Raw genomic sequence first — 1841 nt, 5'->3', positions numbered from 1 at the left:
GCATAGTAAAAATGCCACGCGTGCCGAATCACTCTTGAACAATTTGTTAGAAGCCATCACTTCGCAGTATCTAGCATTGAAAAAACACTTGTTTTCAGTTCCGCAGTGCTCAAATACGTATTTGTTTGGGGCTCAAAAGTCGTAGCACTATAGCCCTCGGATAATAGATACGCTGTTGAAAGAGCTGATGTCATTTCAGAGAAATCACCTCCCCACCTCAGAGTAACTACCACCGGTTGTTTATATTGCTGTGCGTCAAAAGAAGACAATTTGATTGAGGCTGTGTCATATGCAGATGTATGAATTTCCAACCCTGACTTTCTACCCTCCACTTTGGCTGGCAGATACCCCTTAATATCTCGAAGCTCGATACCAGCTTCATAAACTATCGGAATCGATACCTTCTCTGCCAGTTCATTCATTTGAGAAGTGTTTGGCAAAGTTTCTAATGCCAAAACTACAAATAATTCCATTGCCATTTTAAGTTACCTAAGTTTGAGTGGCTTCTAACGCCCTGTTAAGGTGTGAGCAATGCAATACCGATGTTGCTGCAACCACCTTAAACACCAAACGCAACGCATAGTGAAAATGCCACGCGTTGCGAATCACTCTTAAACAGTTTGTTAGAGTGCATTTTCGAACGTTACTTTTGCATCAAATTTACTAGTAACCGTCTGATATAATTGACCATTAATAAAGTGCAGGGCGGCATAATCGCTAATACCATAGCACGGTACACTACTGTTATTTTGAGAAAAATCAGAAAATAAGTCAGCCTTTTCATCACTGCCATTAAAATGAGCTGAGGCTAGACCACGCACGAAACCCAAGCCGTCAATAACTGTATATTCTTCGGGATTGCTGTCGGTGATGCCTAAGTCAAACCAACATATAGCCCCTGCACTCATACCGCACAATACCACACCATTTTCGTAGCATTCTTTGAGTATTGTATCTATGCCCCACTCTCGCCAGATAGCTAACATTGAACGGGTATTACCGCCCCCAACATATATAACGTCTTGCTCTTGCAGCTTTGTGCGCCAATTGGAGTCTGGTTTGAACAATGGAAAATGGGTCAAATTACAACTAAGACCTGAATCGTAAAAACGTTGAATAGCTTCTTCTGCGTCACCAGTTGCTGTAGAAAGATAGCAAACTTTTGGATCACGCTTGCCCGTAAGATCAAGTGCATAACGGTCTAATTTGCTGTGTTTTTCTCCCATCATCCAACCACCACCGCCTAAAACAACGATGTGTTTATCCATAAACTATACTCCTATGTTGAACTCGGCACTCTAACGCCCTGCTAAGGGGTGAGCAACGCAATACCGAAGCCGCTGCATACCACCTTAATCACCAAAATCAACGCATAGTAAAAATGCCACGCGTTGCGAATCCCTCTTAAGCAGTTTGTTAGCTGCGTTCTTGATTAGAAGTACTGACTTACAAAATTTAAGTAACCTTGCCGACCAAGTTGCTTTGTCCATTTAGAGATTGATTTTCCAATTACCTTTAAACACTCCAATAGATCATTGTTACTTAGCTCTGAATTGAGAGACAAAATTTCATTGATTGCCGCGTCCAACGCCGAGAAAACACGCAAATCTAAACCATCTAAATTCAGTTGCTGTGCTGGCTTACCTTTTACCTTTGATTTAAAAATATTCACCATAGACTCTACTGCTCTAGCGACTTGTGAGTCTAGCAAGTTTGGTTCTGCACGGAATACACCTACAATTGATGATTCCAATGCTTTTAACTCGTTTTCAAATTTTTCTTGAACTTTCATAAATATATTCTCTGTTCTTATCATTACCTTGAGCAGCTAACGCGCAGTT

Annotated in this window: 3 protein-coding genes; all 3 read right to left on the bottom strand. The window is 41.1% G+C overall.

From position 1 onward, the window contains the following. Positions 1 to 56: 56 nt before the first annotated feature. Positions 57 to 479: a hypothetical protein gene (locus tag KIO97_RS15365; RefSeq protein WP_285383328.1), complete on the bottom strand. Its 423-nt coding sequence runs from the start codon at positions 477 to 479 to the stop codon at positions 57 to 59. Between the two features lie 144 nt (positions 480 to 623). Beyond that, positions 624 to 1268, bottom strand: a complete 645-nt coding sequence (locus KIO97_RS15355; RefSeq protein WP_086495654.1) for a peptidase E — start codon at positions 1266 to 1268, stop codon at positions 624 to 626. A 164-nt stretch (positions 1269 to 1432) separates the two neighbouring features. After that, positions 1433 to 1792 (bottom strand): hypothetical protein, encoded by a 360-nt coding sequence (locus KIO97_RS15345; protein WP_130241184.1) that lies wholly within the window; start codon positions 1790 to 1792, stop codon positions 1433 to 1435. Positions 1793 to 1841: the final 49 nt, after the last annotated feature.

The sequence above is a fragment of the Vibrio sp. B181a genome, from assembly GCF_030248375.1.
In the GTDB taxonomy this organism is placed as follows: Bacteria; Pseudomonadota; Gammaproteobacteria; order Enterobacterales; family Vibrionaceae; genus Vibrio; species Vibrio campbellii.
The sequence above is the reverse complement of the archived record's forward strand: the minus strand, read 5'-3'. Positions and strand labels throughout refer to the sequence as shown.